Source organism: Pseudomonas sp. UYIF39, assembly GCF_029963765.1.
Classification (GTDB): Bacteria; Pseudomonadota; Gammaproteobacteria; order Pseudomonadales; family Pseudomonadaceae; genus Aquipseudomonas.
Genome location: NZ_JALBYU010000047.1, coordinates 1 through 16,042 on the forward strand (window position 1 = coordinate 1; position 16,042 = coordinate 16,042).

General features: G+C 49.3%; 16 protein-coding genes and 1 pseudogene. All 17 read right to left on the minus strand.

Annotated elements, in window-relative coordinates; genetic code table 11:
* Positions 1–341: 341 nt before the first annotated feature.
* Positions 342–721 (minus strand): annotated as a pseudogene (locus MO767_RS30030) (cyanate hydratase); the annotation flags it as partial.
* 209 nt (positions 722–930) lie between these two features.
* Positions 931–1,878, minus strand: a complete 948-nt coding sequence (locus MO767_RS30035) for a LysR family transcriptional regulator (RefSeq protein WP_282483488.1) — start codon at positions 1,876–1,878, stop codon at positions 931–933.
* Positions 1,879–2,302: 424 nt separating this feature from the next.
* Positions 2,303–2,674 carry a response regulator gene (locus tag MO767_RS30040; RefSeq protein WP_282483489.1) on the minus strand — a complete coding sequence of 124 codons (372 nt, stop codon included), beginning with the start codon at positions 2,672–2,674 and terminating at the stop codon, positions 2,303–2,305.
* 116 nt (positions 2,675–2,790) lie between these two features.
* Complete coding sequence (locus tag MO767_RS30045) at positions 2,791–3,441, minus strand: response regulator transcription factor (protein ID WP_214377722.1); 651 nt, start codon at positions 3,439–3,441, stop codon at positions 2,791–2,793.
* On the minus strand, positions 3,438–5,279 hold the full coding sequence (locus MO767_RS30050) for an ATP-binding protein (protein ID WP_282483490.1): 1,842 nt from the start codon (positions 5,277–5,279) through the stop codon (positions 3,438–3,440). Before MO767_RS30050 ends, MO767_RS30045 begins: the two co-directional genes overlap by 4 nt.
* 189 nt (positions 5,280–5,468) lie before the next feature.
* Entirely contained in the window at positions 5,469–6,074 is a 606-nt protein-coding gene (locus MO767_RS30055; protein WP_282483491.1) for a lecithin retinol acyltransferase family protein, read from the minus strand.
* Between the two features lie 258 nt (positions 6,075–6,332).
* Complete coding sequence (locus MO767_RS30060) at positions 6,333–7,382, minus strand: acyl-CoA dehydrogenase family protein (protein WP_282483492.1); 1,050 nt, start codon at positions 7,380–7,382, stop codon at positions 6,333–6,335.
* A gap of 107 nt (positions 7,383–7,489) precedes the next feature.
* Complete coding sequence (locus MO767_RS30065) at positions 7,490–8,881, minus strand: MFS transporter (RefSeq protein ID WP_282483493.1); 1,392 nt, start codon at positions 8,879–8,881, stop codon at positions 7,490–7,492.
* A 55-nt stretch (positions 8,882–8,936) separates the two neighbouring features.
* Entirely contained in the window at positions 8,937–9,596 is a 660-nt protein-coding gene (locus tag MO767_RS30070; RefSeq protein WP_282483494.1) for a carbonic anhydrase, read from the minus strand.
* 151 nt (positions 9,597–9,747) lie between these two features.
* A complete protein-coding gene (gene cynS / locus MO767_RS30075) occupies positions 9,748–10,215 on the minus strand; it encodes a cyanase (RefSeq protein WP_282483495.1) in 468 nt (155 codons plus the stop codon).
* 186 nt (positions 10,216–10,401) lie between these two features.
* Positions 10,402–10,878 carry a nuclear transport factor 2 family protein gene (locus tag MO767_RS30080; RefSeq protein ID WP_282483496.1) on the minus strand — a complete coding sequence of 159 codons (477 nt, stop codon included), beginning with the start codon at positions 10,876–10,878 and terminating at the stop codon, positions 10,402–10,404.
* Between the two features lie 115 nt (positions 10,879–10,993).
* Positions 10,994–11,626, minus strand: coding sequence for a carbonic anhydrase (locus MO767_RS30085; protein WP_282483497.1), 633 nt, complete (start codon positions 11,624–11,626; stop codon positions 10,994–10,996).
* Between the two features lie 622 nt (positions 11,627–12,248).
* The gene (locus MO767_RS30090; RefSeq protein WP_282483498.1) at positions 12,249–13,286 is read right to left on the minus strand and encodes an SLAC1 anion channel family protein; all 1,038 of its coding nucleotides are present in this window, start codon (positions 13,284–13,286) and stop codon (positions 12,249–12,251) included.
* Positions 13,287–13,530: 244 nt separating this feature from the next.
* The gene (locus MO767_RS30095; RefSeq protein WP_282483499.1) at positions 13,531–14,190 is read right to left on the minus strand and encodes a carbonic anhydrase; all 660 of its coding nucleotides are present in this window, start codon (positions 14,188–14,190) and stop codon (positions 13,531–13,533) included.
* Positions 14,191–14,229: 39 nt separating this feature from the next.
* A complete protein-coding gene (locus tag MO767_RS30100) occupies positions 14,230–14,478 on the minus strand; it encodes a DUF2790 domain-containing protein (RefSeq protein ID WP_214377704.1) in 249 nt (82 codons plus the stop codon).
* Positions 14,479–14,576: 98 nt separating this feature from the next.
* Positions 14,577–15,044 carry a cyanase gene (gene cynS, locus MO767_RS30105; protein WP_282483500.1) on the minus strand — a complete coding sequence of 156 codons (468 nt, stop codon included), beginning with the start codon at positions 15,042–15,044 and terminating at the stop codon, positions 14,577–14,579.
* Positions 15,045–15,236: 192 nt separating this feature from the next.
* A complete protein-coding gene (locus tag MO767_RS30110; RefSeq protein ID WP_282483501.1) occupies positions 15,237–15,608 on the minus strand; it encodes a LysR family transcriptional regulator in 372 nt (123 codons plus the stop codon).
* Between the last annotated feature and the right edge of the window lie 434 nt (positions 15,609–16,042).

Here is a 16,042-nt window from a genome sequence, read left to right on the forward strand (position 1 = left end):
GACCACAGAAGCATAGCTCAGGCTGGAAACTTATTTCGGAGACAGGACACTAGGTACATTCCATAACTGTAAGGAACAACAGTAGGTGATGCAGTGGCTTGTTGTGCGTAAGCCGACAGTGAGGCGGTAGAAATCATGGCGAGAAACAGAATTTTTTTCATGAGAATAATCTCCAATTATATGGGCATACTGTTAATAGATTTTTCGAAGAACTAAGTTAGCCCTGGAGATACACAGGGTGGAAACGCATAAACAATTACAGTCTAAGAAATTCAGTTTTTAGATGGAGGCTTACAGTCAAATGTATTCAAGCTACACCGACTGCCTTATACATGCATCGTATTAACTTTAAAGTTTGTCGATTTAATCAGGCCGCCACATGTTCGTCAGCGAGAGCTTTAAGCGTGCAGCAGCAAATCTGGATCGTCTCGTCGAGGCGGTTGATGTGTGGCTCACGGGGTACTCCAATAAGGCGTCCGCTTAGAGGAATGACTTGCAGGAGAGCAACCATTTCTGTATCCAGCTCTAATTTCTCGCCAATCAACTTGGCCGCCTTTTCGGGCAGGGGTTGCTGACCTAGTAATGCCGCTGTCACGTAAGCCAAGCCCAGTCCAGTGCCATCCGCTAAATCTTGCCAAGACAGCCTTTTGCTGGCTTTGGCGTGGAGGATTTCGGTGATCAGAGCGATGCTAACTTCGTTGTAAACGCTAGATTGTTTCATTACGTTAACTCCAATAAAGTCTTTTGATCGGTATCGTTAATAAGCATCGCTCAGGTGTTTGCCAATCATCATCCAGTGTGCCAATAACGTCCAAGATCGATATGCTATCCGTAGTATTGGTCCTGCCTATGGGCGTGCTTCAGGTCAATATTACTAATGGAAATGTATGTGCGTAGTTCATTATGAGATGCTTAATTATTTACGAGTCATTATGCAGCTGCTTTTCGAACGCTTATTTCGCTGACCGAGCCACTTCTATCAGAGAGGTGATGGCAGACTCGGGAACGGAGCCAGCGCTCTCCCGGGTCGTTGTCCAGGGTTCCACTCCAGGCCAGCGACAGCTCAAGTGCAGGAATACTCATTGGAACCGGATCCATCCGTAATCCGCCTTGCTTTGTCATGGCTGACGCAACGTACTCCGGTACGACTGCAATCATGTCCGAGTCTTCAAGAAGTGTCTTAAGGGCACTGTATTGGGGAACAGCCAACACTACCTGGCGCTGCCGACCCATAGTGTTCAACGTCCGGTCTATAGTGTCGGTCAATTCGCCATTGAGAGAGACAGAAACGTGTGGGCGATTGCAGTACTCGTCTAAGTCGAAGGTCCCAGAGATCGAACGGGAACTCAGTACAGTCGGGTAGATACTACGAAGAAATTTTCGTTTTGCGTTGGCCGGAAGTTCGCGGCTGTGACATACACCAAGCGATACTTCTCCAGTGGATAGTTGATCGGACATTATCGAGTGATCGGTACGGCGTACCACAAAGGTCACTCCTGGAGCCTCCATGCGCAGTTGACGCAGCATCCCTGGCAGCAACGAATATTCAACATCATCCGAAAGGCCAATCCGGAACACAGCATTGCTGGTCATGGGATCAAACTCGCTGACGTGGCTGAGCGCGACGACCATGTTGTCCAATGCGGGAGTGATGCTTTGAAGAATTTCAAAGGCTCGGCTCGTCGGCTCCATCGATCTACCCATGCGGATAAAAAGCGGGTCATTGAAATATTGACGAAGCCGATTCAGAGAAGCACTGATGGACGGCTGCCCGAGAAACAGTTTTTCTCCGGCGCGGGTAAGATTGCGTTCGTGCATCAAAGTTTCGAATACGATCAGAAGGCTGAAGTCGATTTTGCGAAGATCATTCCTGTTCATCATCATCACCGTTTGGGCTATGAGCCTCAACATGCGAAAAATTAATGCAGCAGAGCCTTTTAAATACTGATAACTGGCGCTCGATGCTGTTGAGTCATTGAGCAGTAAGTAGGCCCAAACTAAAACTGAAGTTTCTGAATTTCTAGTTTTAGTCTGAAGCGCTTTGTTCGATGGCTTGAATGTAGAATAGGGCTTCCGGTGTTTTTAAACACTTCTACATAAGATCGAAATTTTTAGCGCCTGAGTGGTAGTAGCTAATACAGAAGTATGTGTACGAGGGTGGTGAAAATGTCATGAGGGTGGTGGGTGTTTCAACGTTTACGTTAGGTACTGCGGGTAAAGGGGGAGAAGGGAGTTGAGGAAATAGGGTCAACAAGGTGATGGGAATGGGAGGAGGGATAGGACTGGTGCGAGATCAGATCGCTCATTCTCTAGTGAAAATCTGCTCAATGCAGTCAATGATCACTTGGCCATCAAATGGCTTGCTAAGGAAGGATACGGCTCCAGCCGCGGTTGCACGATTGCGCACGGACTCTTCAGGGTAAGCGGTGATGAAGATGATTGGAATATTCTGTCCGTCGCTGGCCAGCTTTCCCTGGAGATCCAGACCGGTCATTCCAGGCATCTGAAAATCAGTGATCAAGCAGTCAGTCTCGCTGCGTTCAGCGGAGGCAAGAAAATCTTCGGCACAGGAGAAGAGGCAGGACTCATAGCCCATCGAGCGCACAAGACTACTCAACGCTATGCGACCAGATTTGTCGTCGTCGACAATGGAAATCATGGGGGTTTTATTCACTGGGTATCACCCTAAATCCGGCCGGTAGCAAAATTGAGTACGAACTGCACTCCTCGTCTGCTACCACTTTAGGGACGTATTCCATTTAAGGAAATAACACACAGGTATTACTAAGCTCAGCGTTTCACGCCAATTCCTAACGCTTCCGCCATCCGAACCAGGTCTGCAAAGGATTTCGCCTGCATCTTTTTCATCGCGTGGCCACGATGAATTTTCACGGTCACTTCACTCAAACAAATCTCGCTCGCAATTTGTTTGTTCATTAACCCCTTAACCGCGTATGCCATTACCTCTCGCTCACGAGGGGTCAAAGACCTGTAGCACGCATTCATCTCGGAATCCTGTTTGTCGATTTCCCTACGTTTCGCATCGGTTCTGAGCGCTGCTGACACCGCATCCAGAAGATCCTGATCGCGGAAGGGTTTGACAAGAAAATCCACCGCGCCGGCCTTCATCGCTTTGACGGTCATGGCGATGTCGCCATGTCCTGTGATGAAGATGATGGGCACATTATTATTCGCATCGAGCAATTGCCGTTGAAAATCCAATCCACTGGATCCCTGAAGGCGTACATCAAGCACCAGGCAACATGGAGCTTGCGGATCTGGTCGCAGCAGGAACTCTGCCGCGGTGGCGAAGGTTTCCACTCGAACGTCCGTTGAGCGAAAAAGGCTGCTCAGTGCGACGCGTACAGCCTCTTCGTCATCAACCACGAAAACGATGGGCCCATTGTCAGTTGGCGTTTCGGACGCAGTATCTTGGCTCACACGTGCTCCTTCTGGGTAACTGGTAGGGACAAATAGAATGTCGCGCCTTCTCCGTGATCAGACGTGGCCCATATGCGCCCACCGTGAGCTTCGATAATTGATTTGCAAATCGAGAGTCCCATTCCCATACCTTCGGCCTTGGTGGTGTAGAAGGCTTCAAACAATTTCGACATTTGATCCGACGTAATTCCCGGGCCACTGTCCTTAATCTCAACGAGCACCTCGCCCATTGCTGAGTTTTTTAGGCTCAACCGTAAGGTTCGATTTTTTGTTTTGGCGTTGATCATTGCCTGCATGCCATTCATCAGTAAATTGATGATGACCTGCTGTAACTGTACTCGGTCGCCGTCGACTTCGGCAGCCTCGTTGAGATAGCTAAGGTCTAGCACAATTTTGTTCCGTTTGAGTTCTCTCTCGACCAGGGCTACGGACTCATCAATGATTTCAATAAAATTGAGCGTAACGTTTTGTGGCTGTGCTTTCCGGGACATTGCACGGATACGGCGTATGACTTCGCTTGCCCTATTAGTTTCACTCACCATGCGTTCAATCGCGCCGCGCACCTCGCCTATGTCAGGCACGTCTCGATTCAACCACCGCAACCCGGCGGTACCATTGGTCGTGACGGCGGCCAATGGCTGATTGACCTCATGGGCGATGGATGCAGCAAGCTCTCCGAGGGTGGCAACCCGAGTGACGTGAGCCAATTCGGCTTGTGATCGATGCAGTGCTTCCTCTGAAGTTTTGGCGTCAGTGACGTCCATCAGCGCACCGATATATTCGAAATCGTCGCGTCCATCTTCCATTAACTGCGCTAGCATTTGCAGATGCTTGACGCGTCCGTCGGCCATCAAAAGTCGGTACTCCGCGTTGATCCGGGATTCTTTTTGGTATGCATGCTTGATCGCGTCTTTAACCAGATGGAGGTCATCTGGATGGGTTCGATTCAAGACGCTGGTCAGCATTGGTTGCTCGTCGATATCGAATTCAAATATGCGCCGCGCTTCGTCCGACCAGTACATTTCACCGCTTGGGATTTTGAGGCCAATGCTTCCTGTTCGACTGAGCCACTGTGCTCCTGCAAGGAACGCTTCGCTGCGTTTCAGGGCGTCTATTGCCTGCTTTCGCGCGGATATATCGTTATGGGTCGCAAGAATTGCTATGGGCTCGTTATTGTCTCCGCGTGATAACGAACATCGGCTTACAACCGTCACGCACGCCCCATCTCGACAGTGCTCGATTACCTCTCCTTCCCAGTGACCCGTTTCTAGCAACGAGGTCATCATCTCGTCCCAGGATGTCGTTATCTGGGGTGCCAAGAGGGCGCGGAAATCTTGACCTATGGCTTGCTCTCTAGACCAGCCGTAAAGAGTTTCGGCGCCGGCACTCCACGTAGAGATGATGTGGTTCATGTCGCGTACGATGATCGCGTCATGCGTTTGCGCAAGCAATCGCACCTGTTCCTGCAATTCATCACTGAACGCTTTGTTTTTGAGAGCTAGAAGAGTCGTGATGCCAATCGCTGAAAGGCTGACCAAAAGTCGCGCAGAACTATCGTCATAAAAATCCAGACCATGTTGTGAAACAAATGCAATCAGCGTCAACCCGATGCAAAAAAGAGAAACGAGGATAACGCCCTTTTTGGGGAATATATTGACGGAAATCAGAATCACCGCCACGTAGAGCACCGCTATGGCGACATGGATTGAGCTGGCAAGGTCGACGACGAATATGGTGCTTGAAAGCGCTATTGCGCCTAAGCGTTGAAGCTGCAAAGAAGAAAGAAGGGTGCGTGAGGACGTTTCAGTAATTACCTTCGGTTCCGTCATGATTTTCATAAATCAGTTGGCCTGCTAGGTCTGCAATTCGACACCGACAATAAACTCAATTTTAGTCGGTAAAACTGCGGCAGGCAAAACCGTTCGCCGGCGTAAAAGCGCGCCAGTTCGCAATAAAATAGCCGTTTTGATCGTCATAATTCAGTGGGTCGAAAGAGTCCTCGTTTGGAGTGGAATTCAATTCTTATGCTATGCGATCAGACAAGGTTCCTGAGCGTAAACCTGACCTATCAGCCGGAAAGGGAAATGGAGGAACTCAGCGACTTGAGCGCTATGGCTGGTACCCGTAATACACCAGTTGCAGAAGTGCTCACAATTGTTGGAGAAGATTTTGTACTGCGACTCGCCAATCCTGGAGCGTGCACGCACGACGATTTCATCGTTTGTGAAAGCCGTTTGTTCCTGATAGACCCAAGCGGACCTACCATTGGCAAATCGTTCTAGGTCGGTGACTTCAATAGGACCCGCTCTCAGTGATCCGCTCAGTCCTGAATAGTGTGCGACCTTGCCGTTTCCAAGATAAATTCCATGATGCACATAGAATTTACGTGGACTGACAAGGTGCGATCCTGCTGGCAACCAGTCGATGTCTTGGCCGATCAATCTAACGCTCGCATCAGCGCTTCCGTTGTTTTGTGAGGCACCGTTATCGGAAACGCTGATATGCAATTCTGTTCCGAGGGATTCGCTGTTCAGGCAAGACACAAGGCTCACGTCAATCAGAGCAGATCTGAAGAACGTGAGATACCTCAGCGATGACAGTCTTTTGGCGATGTTCGTAATCAGCATGTTCATGACGAAATCCTCCGAAACCTTAGGAAAAAGAATATCTTCCAGGGGCCGGAAACACATTCGTGCATAGGGCTTATCTAGGTAGTCAGAAAATATACGGACCTAATACTTCGGTATGGCATCAGTGAGATTTTGGTGTGGATCGGCAGCGGTGTCTGACTTATCAAGGTTGAGGAAGCACCCCTGCTTGCCACCGGCATATCAGCACGTCCGTTGCTGATTTATCAGAATACGCGACGATCGGGGAACAACTCACCTTCGCTATCGTTGCAGCTGAGCGCGAAGCTGGACAAGCGTCGGAGTAACAACTGGTATGAACGCCGATTCACGCCAACGTCGGGCGAATCCGATCCCATATTCATCCAGATAGGCTTTGCCACCGCTCGCTTGTAGTTCCAATTGCACAGCGTTAGCAGCTGCCTCAGCAAAGGATATCCGTAAGCAAAATAAAGCTGCGGGCTGTTCCCGAAAACGCCCGTTCAGTAACCCACGTTTAAGTTCGCTAACCATCCCTTCCAATTGCCAGCGTTGGTTCAGCAAGGTTTCTAATAGAATCGAGCGGTCGTGCTGCAAATGTTCCTCCACTTCCTGCAATGATCGTCTGGCTAGTCCAATGGACATGCCACACTGCAAACCGAGAAATGCTGGTCGCGCTGATTGCAGAAAAGCGTGCGCATCTTCATGCAGCAGCCAGTCGCTCCCTACCTCGGCCTGTACAAAATCTAGGGCAGCTGTGTTGCTGGATTGCAATCCCATCAACTGCAAATCTTCTGAACGCTGAAGGCCCGTAGTTGAGCCCGGAATAGCTAAAATGAAGGGCGTACCACCTTGCGTATTCTCTACAGCCGCAGCAACAACGAATCCACTTCTGCGCAAATTTGTTACCCAGTGAAGTCCTCCATTCAAGACCCAGCCCGCTTCGGTTGCGCTTCCTTGCACTTGCAGAGCTTCAATCCCCGACAGATATTTGATGGCATTGGAAAGGCCAGTTGCACCTGCCAGTTTTCCATCGAGCAGGAACGGTAATAACCTTTCGCGCAATGCAAAATTTGAGCTTTGCAGAACATATTCGATGAATGTGCGCTGACCCCAAAGGACAAAAGCTGCCGTCAGTGAATGGCTGGCTACAGCGGCTAAAATTTCTACCGCGTCGGCCAAGTTTTTACCGCTACCGCCTAAAAAAGGACTGATTCCAACACGTAAAACGTTGGCTTTCGCCAGTTGTGACAAAACTTTTTGTGGATCACAGGATCCTGAGTCTAGTCCCTCTGCGTGCGTGTCCAGCCATTGGCTTAATGCCAGGTCGAGCATTTGTATTCTCCGAGAACACACACTGCGTTCTACTTATGAGGCGTAAAATATTTGCCCCCCGTCAGACCTATCCATGGGGCTCATCGTGCGATGACAGCGATCGTTGATCAAGTTCGTACAGCGACCACCCGCCCGAAACTTGCGACGCTTGCGGCTCCCGCAAATGCAGCAGCAGCCCACAGTGCAAATATTGCTCCGTGTTCGCTCGACAACATGAAGCAGTAGGCAACCAAAGCCGCCCCGGTGGATTGTCCGATGAGCCGAGAAGTAGCAACCATCCCACTAGCGCTACCAGCACGTTGAGGTGGAGCGCTACCCATAAAACCTTTGAGGTTAGGCGCTTGGAAAAAACCAAATCCAACCCCGCACATAGCCATGCGCCAACTGATATTGATCGTGGACGGGGCATCAGGCATCAGCACCAAGGCGAGTAATCCAGCAGCCAATATCGCAAGGCCGATTCCTCCTAAAGCACCAGGTGAATAGTGATCGCTCAATCTGCCAGCAATAGGGGCCATGATTGCGACCATCACTGCCCAAGGAGTCATCAGAAATCCTGTTTCAACGGGTGATCGACCAAGTGTGGAAAAGAAGTAAAAAGGCAGAGCAACAAATGCTAGTCCCTGAGCCGCGAAGGTGCAGACAGACGTTACGACTGAAAGTGCGAACATGGGGCGGCGTAGTAAGTCGATTGGCAGCATTGGCGCTTTATGGTCTGCCTGCCGATGCAGTAACAACGCGAAAAACAATGCTGCGCCAACCAACTCCAACAGCAGCGTTGTAACGTTGGCTTGATGCGCCGCGTCCCCGAAAAGCAATATCAACAGACTGAATGCCACTACGTTGTAAAGGGCGGTTAATCCATCGAATTTGTGCGTTGCACGGTGAGTGGCAGGCAGTACTTTACGGCCGAGGAAAAATGCAACCAGGCCAAGCGGGACGTTAATTGCGAAGAGCCATGGCCAACTGGCGACTGACAAAATAAGAGATGACATGGTCGGCCCTATCGCAAAAGCGACGGCGACCACGAGAGCGTTGGTCCCATAGCCTCGCCCCAACATTTTTGTTGGATAGATGGCTTTCAGCATGGCGGTATTCACGCCCATAACGGCACTAGCTCCGACCCCTTGGAGAAGACGAGCGGTGACCAGTGATGGCAATGACCAGGCAAGTGCGCAGCCTAAGGAAGCAATCGTGAATAAAAGAAGTCCAAAAAGAAGAACTCTGCGATAGCAGATGATTTCACCAAGGGCAGCGAACGGTAATAGCGTCGCTACCATCGCCAATTGGTAGACGTTGATGATCCAAACTGATGACGCGGGTGTTGTGTTTAATTGCTCAGCAATTGCTGGCAAAGCTACGTTGGCTATCGCCGTGTCAAGGGATGCCATGGCAACACCTATGGCGAGGGAAAATACGGCAAGTCGGCGAGCGTTTTCAGGCAACCCATCGGCGGTAGGGAGGACACTTTCCGCACCCATTGTTGTTTCTCTGGACATGCTGGCTCCTATATCTAAGTTTGGTGCCTGGGTGTGCCTCAAATTTGAGAGTAGTTCATGCCGCGGCTTGAGCGCGCGCATGCACAGCACAGGTAGTAGGGTGCTTTACCAATGATTTGAAGCTGCGGTTGTCGGAATCCAGAGCGTCTATCGATCCGGTTTCGATGTCGTACACCCAGCCATGCAAATTCAGTAGGCCCTTTTCGTTAGCCAAACGTACGCTTGGGTGGGTCTGGATGTTGGCCAGTTGGGCAATAACGTTCTCACGAACCATCGAACTGACCTTGGCTGCTTCACTGGCGTGAGGCCGAGATTCGTTGATGACTTTCGCCGACTCGGCATGTTGTAGCCAGCCAGCGACGGCAGGCAGATGGTCCATGCATTTGCACTTGGCAACGGCTGTCATGGCGCCGCAATCCGAGTGTCCGCAGATCACGATATCGGTCACACCCAACACAGCAACGGCGTATTCGATCGTGGCTGATACCCCACCAGATTGCGGGCTGTAGGACGGTACAATGTTGCCTGCGTTGCGAATGACGAACAGCTCACCGGGCTCCTGCTGCATAAGCAATTCAGGTACGACACGGCTGTCAGAGCAACTGATGAACAAAGTGCCTGGATTCTGTGTTTTGGCCAGATGCTTGAACAAATCAGTCCTTTGTGGAAACACTTCCTTTTGAAATTTCAAAAGACCATCAATAAGAGCTTTCATGATTTGATCCTGTAAAAAGTGGAGGAGTGAATGATTACTCGGCTCAAGACGAATCCTCTAATTAGAAATGGTGATATTTAAGATTGATTAATTAGTGTTTAAAACAGGCCCGCATAGGATACGGGCCGAATGCCAGGGGAGAGTTGCGCTTTTAGAAAGGGCGCAGTGGCAGGAACTTACCGTCAAGGGTGATTACTGCACGATGACCGCCTTCTGGGTCTTCAACTTTCTTCATATCAAGTTTGAAGTTAATCGCGCTAATAATTCCGTCACCGAATTGTTCGTGAACCAGGGCTTTTAGGGTCGTGCCGTAGATCTGGATCATTTCGTAGAAGCGATAGATCGTCGGATCTGTAGGTACGCCATTCAAGCTGCCGCGCAACGGGATGATTTGCAGGGCGGCTACCGCATCAGCATCCAGGTCTAGCTTTTCACCGACAACTTTAGCGGCACTTTCGGGCAGAGGATGTTGGCCAAGCAGGGCGGCCGTGACATATGCCAAGCCGAGGCCAGTGCCGTCGGCCATATCCTGCCATGACAAGTTTTTACGGGCCTTGGCATCGAGAATTTCAGTAGTCAGGGCAAGGCTGGAATCTTTGTAAGCGTGGGACTGGACCATGGTATTTCTCCGATCAATTTCGTATGGTTAATAGTGAAGAGTTGGTGTCGCTTTGCTGTGAAACAATCATCGTCTGAACCGCAGATAGCGTCCAAGACCCATTTGCAATCCATTGGATAAGTCCTCCCTATAGATAAGTGTTGTGAGAAATAGAACACATGTTCAGCTACTAAAACCTGTTTAAATTCAAAGGCCTAAATCGGAAAGACTTGGGTGTTCGTCTGGCCGCCTACCTAATGGCCATCGAAATTTTCGCTCAGACTCTTTGATTGGCATGTCATTTACGCAGGCAAAACGATGAGCCATAAGTCCATCGTCTGCGAACTCCCAGTTTTCATTTCCATATGAGCGGTACCAATTTCCTGAGTCGTCTTGCCATTCATAGGCGTACCGCACCGCGATTCGGTTATCAGTAAAAGCCCATAACTCTTTGATGAGCCGATACTCCAGCTCCTTGTTCCATTTTCGAGTCAGGAATGCAGCTGCTTCCTCCCGATTTGCTGCAAAGTCCACTCGATTACGCCATTTCGTGCTTGGGGTGTAAGCCAGCGAAATTTTTTCAGCGTTACGGCTATTCCAACCATCCTCTGCAAGACGAACTTTGAGAGTTGCAGACTCACGGTCAAACGGCGGAAGCGGTGGGCGGGTTTCCGATTCAGACATAATAATCACTCCAAATCTTAATGGTCCGATAATTATATGCACTCAAAAGGTTGAGTTATTAGCCTCTAATATTTGGTTGGTTACTTTTTAAAAACTACTCTCACTCAATCTGTCTTTAGGCTTTTGTTTCTGGGAAGTCCACTAGCGAAACAAATTTATTAGTTGTGCCATCAAGTGCCTCGATTGATCCAGATTCAATGTCGTAAACCCAACCATGCAGGTTCAGCTTTTTTTGCTCCAAGGCAAGTCTTACGCTCGGGTGTGTTCGTAAGTTGGAGAGTTGAGCGATGACATTTTCGCGGACCATCGAACAAATGCGATCTTTGTCGGATGTAAAGGTACGAGCGGAATTGATCACTTTTGCGGATTCTGCATAGCTCATCCAAGCAGCAACAGCTGGTAAATGGTTGATGGGTTTCCCACTCGAAACCGCGGTCATCGCCCCGCAATCTGAATGCCCACAAATAACGATGTCGGACACTCCGAGCACCGCAACGGCGTATTCGACGGTAGCTGTCACACCACCTGGCTGCGGCCCGTAGGAGGGAACAATATTTCCCGCATTACGTATTACGAACAGCTCACCCGGTTCCTGCTGCGTGAGCATTTCTGGGATAACTCGACTATCAGAACACGTAATGAATAACGTTTCAGGCGTTTGCGTGGTAGCGAGATATTTAAAAAGATCCGTTCTTTGTGGAAATACTTCTTTCTGGAATTTGATGAAACCTTCGATGAGCGCTTTCATTGTCTGTTACCCCTCTGGTGGTGTGCTGAACCGTATTTTTATTAAAGACTAGTGTGAGTGTCGGATGTAGTCCAATATTAAGAGGGCGTAATGGCCGAGCTGTTATATGAAATGAATATACTGTTCGTATTTGTTTGTGCTACTGAATGGAATGAGTTTCAATTAGTGTCGTGTGGTGGAATAGTTGCGATAGCGCATCGCACATTATTCATGGTTTCACACAGCGTTTGTGCTTTTTTAAGTGCTTCATTGAGTTGTGGGGTAATGGCGGGTCTCCGTTAACGTGTGAATCTGAATAACGTAAGCTGGTTACGGTCGCAGACCCAACTTGGTTTGGTCCGTTGGTCAGTTAATTCCCAACGCGCTTAGCTTTAGAAACTCTGTAATGCGCCGCATTCCTGGCGCTGTCGTGATCGACATTGCAGTCTACGAAATGTGAAGGTGTTGAAAATAAAAAACGGAGACACGGAAACCCATTATTACATTCGGGGTATACTTATTTTTTATAAATAGCTGGTTAATCCACTGGCGTAGAGTCGGAAGTGGGGTTGTGCTTACGGAAGAGTCAGTGCGCGAAGTTAAATGCTTGGCTTGCTATTGGTATGGAGACATAACAGTCTTATTAACCAATAAGTAGCTTCAAATTGCCTTTCAAAAGGTTCGCGATGGTCTTTACAAACATTGCGAGCAGAAGCAATGTCACGCCTACCAACAATGCAATTGCCACCGAATGTGTAAAGAGATTGGGGGAGTATTCTGCGTAGCGCAGTGTGCACACTGAAGCGGAGGCGAGAGGAAAACTCACGGACCACCAAGACAGGCGAAAAGGGCAGATGATCGCCAAATAACGTAGGCGACCAATCATCACAGATAGAAAAAAAATAGTCAGCATATAAAGGGCAGTAGCAAATCGATCTATTTCTCCAACAACATTTACGTAAGCTGAAAAACCAACGGCGAAAGGTGCAATTAAAATCATCAGGGAAGGCTGAAGCGAAGGGATTAGAGGCTTTTCGAATATCAATCTCGACATAATCAAAGTGAATAATGGCATAGCGAAGAAGAACCCGATGGCAAGCGAGAACATCAATAATTCGTTCTGACCGTGGATCTCTAAGGTGGGTACTGCTATGGGTATGTTTATCAACCCGACCATGGGAATGATCCAGGCTGGAGTAGCGTGCTCTGTCTGCTGTTGCTCTCCGAGCCAACGAGAAATGATCACCCAGGCAAAAAGGATCATGCCCAGCGTTCCGATTGCCCATATCCACCGCGCTACGGATAAGCTGTAAATGGAGACCGGGTTCGGAATCAGGAGGAGACTGATGAATAATGTTCCAAACAGGTTGCCAGCGATGGGATGTTGGAATTCGGCCTTGACAGCTTTCAACCCCGTGGCTGCCTTGATCGAATAGCCTATTCCCACAAGGAGGAAAGCCAGGATCGCCAAACCTCCGAAAAAACTAGCAATCCAGGATGGCAAGCCATAGAGGCTGTCTGCGAATTTCCAAGCTGACGATAAACCGGTCAGCCCCATAACCGCGCCGAACATCGCCACTGGCAAATAACTCAGCTTACCTTCCCGAGTTGCTGTCGTAGGTGTGCCGTAAGCCTGAATAGTTTCGGCTGGCGAAATCGGGATGCGGATTTCACTACTCAAAGTACGCCCCCATTTCTGCTGACAACAGTGAATCGGATTGCCCCTGGTCTGTCGGCTATCCACTAAACCCAAGTCGGTGACTGATGGCATTGGAAAAGCTGCAAACTCAGCAGCTTTGATCTCAAGCGAGTGTCAGTCAGTTGAGATTATGAGCAGCCGACGGTTTCGTAACGAGTTAAGAGCTGTGAAACGGTGTGATGAGATGCTAACTGCTAGTCGGATGAACATCTCAACACGTTCCGGATCACGCCACTGCCAGAGTGCGCGCATGCACAGCACAGGTAGATGGATGATTTACCAAGGACTTGAAGGTGCGGTTGTCTGCGTCCAGAGCGTCTATAGAGCCGGTTTCGATGTCGTACACCCAGCCATGCAAATTGAGCAGGCCTTTTTCCTGCGCTAGACGCACACTTGGGTGGGTCTGGATGTTGGCCAGTTGGGCAATGACGTTCTCACGCACCATCGAGCTGACTTTAGCCGCATCATCGGCGTGAGACCGCGACTCATTGATGACTTTCGCCGATTCCGAATGCTGCAACCAGCCTGCGACCGCAGGCAGGTGATCCATGCATTTACACTTGGCAACGGCGGTCATGGCGCCGCAGTCCGAATGGCCGCAGATCACGATATCGGTCACGCCCAGCACGGCGACAGCGTATTCTACCGTGGCCGACACACCGCCGGGATGGGGGCTGTAGGACGGCACGATGTTCCCCGCGTTTCGGATCACGAACAGTTCACCGGGTTCTTGTTGGGTCAGCAGCTCGGGCACTACGCGGCTATCGGAGCAAGTGATGAAAAGCGTACCTGGGTGTTGCGTCGTTGCCAAATGCTTGAACAAATCAGTGCGTTGTGGAAAAACTTCATTTTGAAATTTCAAAAAGCCTTCAATTAGTGCCTTCATGATTTGATCCTGCCTAAGTCGGAGAGTTGAAGGTTATGATTAATTGGTGCAGCCGCCACCTATGATGCTGTATTCCAACGTATGCGTTTGCCCTTGAGAGTCTTGGTACGTCATTTGTACTGGTGTTGGGGCGCATATAGGTGCCGCTTCGGTAATGTGGATTACTTTGGCAATATCCAAATGCATACCATATTTATAATGTACGACGTCAGTCGTGGTGGCTACATCTTGTGCAAATGCCGAAAAAGAGGCTGTCAGCGATAATGCGAGAAGCAGAATATTTTTCATGGTGAATCCTCCAATCTTTGGTGATGAGTAGAACCCGAGTAAGAAGTTTGAAGCAGGCCCGCAAGGCTGCGGGCCGAATTACAGTTCCATTTGTATCCTTAGAAAGGACGCAGTGGCAGGAACTTACCGTCGAGCGTGATTACTGCACGATGACCACCTTCTGGATCTTCAACTTTCTTCATATTCAGCTTGAAGTTGATCGCGCTGATGATGCCGTCGCCGAATTGTTCGTGTACCAGGGCTTTAAGGGTTGTGCCATAGATCTGGATCATTTCGTAGAAGCGATAAACTGTTGGGTCCGTCGGAACGCCATTCAGACTGCCGCGCAGTGGGATGATTTGCAGACGAGCTACTGCGTCGGCATCCAGATCGAGTTTTTCGCCGATCACTTTTGCTGCGGCTTCAGGAAGCGGGTGTTGACCGAGCAGAGCTGCGGTGACGTATGCCAGGCCTAGGCCAGTGCCTTCTGCCATATCTTCAAAAGACAGCTTTTTGCGAGCTTTAGCGTCCAGGATTTTGGCGGTCAGTTCGAGGCTGGTGTCTTTGTAAGCGTGGGACTGTGTCATTGTGTTTCTCCTATCGGATTACGAGGTTTGAGTTGCTAGTTGGTGTTGCGTTTTGTGTGTGGCAATCTTCTGCCGTTTGCTTGATAGCGTCCAAGACCGATATGCAATGCTCTGCATAAGCCCTTCCTATAGATGCATTTCAAGGGTTCAGAACCTTGTGTTTAAGGTGTCGTCCGCCAAGGTGCTCTTATTTCACATAAATGATGAGTGACTTGAGTTGAAGGCAACGTTAACCAAGTCACCTGAAAAGCCAGTTTTAAAAACAGGTGAACTGGTCTCTGGGTCAAAGTCGTTGGCGTTGCGCAACACTGCTGCCATGGTGTCTATAACTGGCGTCAGGTTTTGCAGTATTTCTGTTGCTCTGATAGTAGGCTCCAACGTTTTTCCCAATCGAACAAAGAGTGGATCATCGAAAAGTTCACGCAGTCGGCTAACGGCAACACTTATAGCTGATTGACACATAGACAGTTTCTCACCAGCGCGAGTGAGGCTGTGCTCTTGCATCAAAGTTTCGAAAATAATCAAAAGACTAAAGTCGACTTTGCGAAGTTCATATCTGGTCATTCTTAATCACCGTGGCCGATAAATTGTTGTTAGGTAGTCAATGCAATTTTAACCGTACGTTTATAGCCGTCCTGGTCGTGAACTGTTTCTGAGTAGGGGGCGCATATGGGAGTAGCCCTTGCTAGTTATGTCTGTCATCCCTACTTAGTAATCTTCTATGCTGCCTTGGATCTAGAGTGCAATGTTTGGCATAAATCTGCACTTCTACGTAAGTCCGCATTTTTTAGTGCGTCAGTGCTGTCGACTAATACTGAGGTATGTCATTCGTCATGAGGGAGTATTAGAAAATGCTTAGAATTGTTCCCAACCCTCAGTAATTTGTAGAAATAGCGACTAGGAAAGGGAGGAGGGAGGCGAACAACAGTGGATAAGATCCATCTGTAGTGGTCTAATGATTCCGGACACCCATTTAGGCGAGAATGCTCGCCAGACTG